Below are 5,357 nucleotides of genomic sequence, written 5' to 3'. Positions count from 1 at the left end.
ATCCGGGCGCTTGATGTGCCGGGCCGGCTGCTGGTGGCCGAAGCCGGGGTGGTGCTGGCCGATGTCCACGCGGCGGCCGCGGCAGCGGGCCTGTCCTTTCCGCTGTCGCTGGGCGCCAAGGGGTCGGCCACGGTGGGCGGGCTGGCGGCCACGAATGCGGGCGGCGTGCAGGTGCTGCGCCATGGCACCATGCGGGCGCTGGTGGCCGGCATGGAGGCTGTGCTGCCCGATGGCAGTGTGCTGCACCAGCTGTCTGGCCTGGTGAAGGACAACAGCGGCCTCGACATCAAGCAGCTGCTGATCGGCGCCGAGGGCACGCTGGGCTTCATCACCGCCGTTGCCCTGAAGCTGGTGCCGCAGCCACGCCACCGCGCCGTCGGCTGGGCCGGGGTGGCCGATCCCGCCGCTGCCTTGGCGTTGCTGGCGCGGCTCAGCGAACTGTCGGGCGGGCAGGTGGAAAGCTTCGAGCTGATCCCGGCTGCCGGCGTGGCGCTCGTGGCGCAGCACCTGGGGCTGGCGTCGCCGCTGGCCGGGGACCATGCTTGGCACTGCCTGGTGGAGCTGGCCGGGCCGCAGCCGCTCGATGCCGTGCTGGCCGAAGGGCTGGCAGCAGCGGACGATGCGGTCATCGCCCAGAGCACTGCACAGGCCGAGGCGCTGTGGCGGCGGCGCGAGGAACTGCCGCTGGCCGAACGGCGTGACGGGCCGGCGGTGCATCACGACATCGCGGTGCCGGTCTCGGCGGTCCCGGGCTTTGCGGCGGCGGCCACGCGCGAGGTGGAAGCGGCCTTTCCCGGAGCGCGCGTCTTGGCCTTCGGGCACTTGGGCGATGGCAATCTCCACTTCAACGTGCGGGCGCCCGATGCCCCAGATGCTGCCGTCTGGCTGGCGGCCAGGCGCGATGCCGTCACGCGGCTGGTGCATGATCTGGTGGCCGCAGCCGGCGGCTCGATCTCGGCCGAGCATGGCATCGGAGTCCTGAAGCAGGCCGATCTGGCACGATTGGGCGATCCGGCGAAGCTGGCGGCGATGCGCGCCATCAAGGCGGCGCTGGACCCGGCCGGCATCATGAATCCGGGCCGGGTCTATTATGGCTGAGGCCCGATAGCAGCGGCGTGCGGCCTTGCACCGCTGCGGGCAGCACTCTAGAAGCGGCGCCGTTCCATTCAACGACATGAAGGCATGATCCAGACCATGGCCAGCCAGCCTCAAGCCAATCAGTTGCCGCTGTTCTACAACAGCCTGGTGCCGCTCTCCTCGCAGCTGCACCCCAATCATGGCCTGAAGCCGCGCGGCGATCTGGGCTTCACGCGTGGCACCCATGCGATTCCCGTGACCGTGGACGAGTTTCCGCTGGTGCAGCGGCATTTCCCGATCGTCTTCGGGGTGGGCGACAATCCGGCGCCGCTGGCGCTGGTGGGCCTGCAGGAAGGCCAGAACCTCTATCTCGACGCGAACGACCAGTGGGCCGAGGGCCTCTATGTGCCGGCCTTCGTGCGCCGCTATCCGTTCATGCTGGCCCGCCTGAGCCCCGACGCGCAGGAACTGTCGCTGTGCTTCGATGACAGCGCCGGCGTGGTGATCGAGAACGAGGGCGAGCGCCTGTTCAACGGCACCGATCCCACCGACACCACCAAGGCCATCCTGCAGTTCTGCGAGCAGTTCGAGCAGGCGGTGATGCGCACCCGCGCCTTCATGGAAGAGCTGACCAAGCTCGACCTGCTGATGGACGGCGAAGTCACCATCCAGCGTGAGGGCCTGGCCCAGCCGGCCGTCTATCGCGGCTTCCGCATGGTCGATGAACAGAAATTGCAAAACCTGCGCGGCGACCAGGCCCGCAAGATGGTGCAGTCAGGCCTGCTCGGCCTCGTCTATGCCCATCTGTTCAGCCTGTCGCTGATCAGCCCGCTGTTCGAACGCCAGTTCCAAGCCGCCCAGCCCGCCACGGCCTGAGCCGGGCGAGCCGGGCTCCGCCCGGTCGTGGCCGTTCAGGCCGCTGCCAGCGCGCCGTGATCGTCGCAGTGGCCGGCATGGACATGGTGCAGCCGGCCATCGACCAGATAGTCGACATGGTCGCCGTGCGGCACTGCCTCGTGGCCGCACCCGGGGCCATGGGTGTGGCCGCAGGCGGCCTGCACGCCACAGCCATCGCGATTGCCCGATGAAACTGCGATGACATGTTCATCGACATGATCGCCGTGCGGATGGTGCAGGTGGCCATCGTGCAGATAATCGACATGGCCATCGTGACGGACGGCGGTGTGGCCGCAGCCCGGCCCGTGCTGATGGGCGTGGCCGGCGTGGGTGCTGGTGCAGGACATGTCTGGTCTCCGGCTTGCATGGCGGGCCGTGACACAGGGATGGTGTGGGCGCCGCATGAAACCACACACATGCTGCCAACGCCTGGTGTTGCGGGAAAGTGACAAGGTGGCAACCGCACACTTGTTCACATTTTGCTCGCTCTTGACGTGTTACAACGTAACATTCTATCGGCGCATCTCGGATTTGCCTCGCGCTTGTCGCGCGGGGCCCAAACTGGAGGTTGCCTCGCCCATGTCCCACGCCCTGTCGTCCCGTTCCTCCCTTGTTGCCCTGCTGCTGTTGTCGGCGGCGCCGGCGCTGGCCGTCGAGGCGGAGGCGCAGACCGACGATCAGCACGGCGTCTCGGATCCGGAAATCATCGTCTCCGCGCCCTATGCCCGCGATCGCAAGCTGGTGGCGACGGCCGTGAGCGTGCTGCAGGGCGACGAACTGCAACGCCAGACCCGCTCGACCATTGGTGAAACGCTGGCCCGCCAGCCGGGTGTGACGTCCAGCTTCTTCGGCCCCAATGCCTCGCGGCCGATCCTGCGCGGCCTCGACAATGAGCGCGTGCGCGTGCTGACCGACGGGATTGGCAGCTTCGACGTGTCCAATACCTCGGTCGATCATGCCGTGGGGGTCAATCCGCTGCTGGCTGACCGCGTCGAGATCCTGCGCGGGCCGGCGGCACTGCTGTTCGGTTCGGGCGCGCTGGGCGGCGTGGTGAACATGCGCGACCTGCGCATCCCGCGCGAGCTGCCGGACAGCGCTGTGCACGTCGATGCCGCTGCCGGCCTCGCTTCGGCCGCGCGGGAACGCAACATCGCCGCCGCGATCAACGCGCCGCTGGGCGGCGGCTTTGTCGCCCATGTCGATGGCAGCTTCTTCCAGTCGGGCGATTATCGCACCGGCGGGTTCGTGTTCAGCCGCGAGCTGCGCGAGGCCGCGGCAGAAGAGGGCGGCGAGGTGGCCGAGGACGCCCAGGCCCGCGGCCGGCTGGAGAACACCAGCGCCCGCACCTGGGACGTGGCTGCCGGCCTCGCCTGGATCGGCCAGAGCGGCGCCAATTTCGGCTTTGCCGTCAGCCGCCTGGAAAACCGCTATGGCATCCCCAATGGCCTCGAACTCGGCCATTCGGAGGAAGAGGAAGAACTGGAGGCAGCGGCCGAGGGCGAAGAGCATGCCCACGAGGACATCACGCTCGACCTGCGCCAGACCCGGGTGGACGTGCGCGGCGGCCTGCCGCTGGGCGGCGCCTTCGAGGAACTGAAGCTGCGCGCCGGCTGGGCCGATTATCGCCATGACGAGATCGAGGGAGAGGGTGAGATCGGTACCAGCTTTTTCAACCGCAGCTGGGAAGCCCGCCTTGAACTGGTGCAGGCCAACCGCGGCGGCTGGCAGGGCGCATCGGGCGTGCAGTATTTCAGCCGCAACTTCCGTGCCGAGGGCGAGGAGGCCTATATCCCGGCCAACCAGACCCGCCAGATCGGCTTCTTCACCCTGCAGGAATTCGATCTGGGCGCGCTGCGCCTCGAAGCTGGCGGCCGCTATGAGCATACCAACGTGAAGTCCGCCGTCGTCGGGCGCAGCCGCAACTTCGATGCCATCTCGCTGTCGGCCGGCGGCTCGGTCGATCTGGGCAGCGGCTTCCGCCTCGCGCTCAGTCTGGCGCGCACCGAGCGCGCTCCGGCGGCCGAGGAGTTGTTTGCCGATGGCGCTCACGCTGCCACTCGCGCCTTCGAGGTCGGCAATCCCAATTTTGGCCTGGAGCGCCAGCTGGGCGCCGAAGCCGTGCTGCGCGGGCGGGGGAGCGGCTGGCGGCTGGAGATCTCCGGCTTCTTCAATCGGTTCGACAATTTCATCTATCTCGACCCCACCGGCGAGGAAGATGAAGAGTCCGAATTGCCGATCTTCGCGTACAACCAGGTCGATGCCCGCTTCTGGGGCGCGGAAGTGGAAGGCGCCGTGCAACTGGCCAGCCTGGGCAACACCCGCTTCGAGCTGACCGGGCTGCTTGATTATACGGAGGCCGACATCCTGCGCGGGGGTGGCGCGGTGCCACGCATTCCGCCGCTGCGCATGATCGGTGGCGTCGAAGCCACCGGTGGCGCCGTGGGCGGCCGCGTCGAGATCGAGCATGTCACCCGGCAGGACCGGGTGGCGACGTTCGAAACGTCAACGCCGGCCTACACGTTCGTCAACGCCAGCCTGTCGTGGAAGCCGTTCGGGCCGGAAAAGGCCACCACCATCATTCTGGCTGCCAACAACATCTTTGATGTCGAGGCGCGGCGCCATTCCAGCTTCCTCGCCAACGTGGCGCCGCTGTTCGGCCGCGATATCCGCCTGTCGGTGCGCACGGCCTTCTAAGGCGGGTGCGACAAACTGAGCGGGGCTTCAAAATCGCCGCCGGCCGGTCTTGAAAGCCGTCCGGCGGTTCCCACATGCGGATCATGGCGGCCCTGCCATCCCCCTTGCAGGGCCGGCCCCGTGGCGATACCTGCCACCTCCGGGCCCCCGCATTTGCGGTGACTGGACCCGAACTGGCCGTGCCGGCTTCCCCCCTTCGCCGGCACGGCCTTTTCGTATCTGTTACTCTGCCGCCTCGACAAACGGCGGCCCAAGGGGCAGCGGCGCCAGCCCGGCCAGGTGCGGCCAATCGGCCACCAACTGCTGCGCCAGTGCGGTGAGCGTCGAGCGCACCCGGCCGGCCCCGGCGTGGAGCGTCAGGCGCTGCGGGTCGAGATAGAGGGCGCGATCAATCTCGATCTGTACGGCATGAATGCCGCCGGCCGGGCGGCCATGGCGCTGCGTGGTGAAGCCGCCGGCATAAGGGGCATTGCGCGCCACCCGCCAGCCGGCGCGGCGGAAATGATCCTCGATCGCGGCCACGATGGCCGGTGCCGCGCTCTGTCCGTGGCAATCGCCCAGCACGATCTGCGGCGCGCGCGGCCCGCCCGGCGTGGGCATGGAATGGCAATCGAGCAGCAGGGCGGCGCCGTGGCGCGCGCGCGCCGCGGCCAGCAGGCTGGCCAACTGGCCGTGCCAGGGCACGTGCA

5 protein-coding genes are annotated in these 5,357 nt (G+C 68.7%); 3 read left to right on the top strand and 2 right to left on the bottom strand.

Annotation, left to right across the window (positions count from 1 at the left end; translation table 11 throughout):
• The coding region (locus GJV64_RS11025) for an FAD-binding oxidoreductase (protein WP_164157277.1) at nucleotides 1-1,098 on the top strand (1,098 nt) is incomplete at its 5' end.
• A 96-nt stretch (nucleotides 1,099-1,194) separates the two neighbouring features.
• Nucleotides 1,195-1,953: a SapC family protein gene (locus GJV64_RS11020; protein ID WP_164157278.1), complete on the top strand. Its 759-nt coding sequence runs from the start codon at nucleotides 1,195-1,197 to the stop codon at nucleotides 1,951-1,953.
• A 35-nt stretch (nucleotides 1,954-1,988) separates the two neighbouring features.
• Here the strand turns inward: GJV64_RS11020 and GJV64_RS11015 are convergent, their stop codons facing one another.
• The gene (locus GJV64_RS11015; protein WP_164157276.1) at nucleotides 1,989-2,321 is read right to left on the bottom strand and encodes a hypothetical protein; all 333 of its coding nucleotides are present in this window, start codon (nucleotides 2,319-2,321) and stop codon (nucleotides 1,989-1,991) included.
• A gap of 232 nt (nucleotides 2,322-2,553) precedes the next feature.
• On the opposite strand from GJV64_RS11015, the gene GJV64_RS11010 reads away from it, so the two are divergent.
• Entirely contained in the window at nucleotides 2,554-4,668 is a 2,115-nt protein-coding gene (locus GJV64_RS11010) for a TonB-dependent receptor (RefSeq protein ID WP_164157275.1), read from the top strand.
• Nucleotides 4,669-4,890: 222 nt separating this feature from the next.
• Here the strand turns inward: GJV64_RS11010 and GJV64_RS11005 are convergent.
• On the bottom strand, nucleotides 4,891-5,357 hold a 467-nt coding region (locus tag GJV64_RS11005), incomplete at its 5' end, for an N-formylglutamate amidohydrolase (RefSeq protein ID WP_164157274.1).

Origin of the sequence: Sandarakinorhabdus rubra (assembly GCF_010994245.1) — a bacterium.
Taxonomy (GTDB): domain Bacteria; phylum Pseudomonadota; class Alphaproteobacteria; order Sphingomonadales; family Sphingomonadaceae; genus Sandarakinorhabdus; species Sandarakinorhabdus rubra.
The sequence above is the reverse complement of the archived record's forward strand: the minus strand, read 5'-3'. Positions and strand labels throughout refer to the sequence as shown.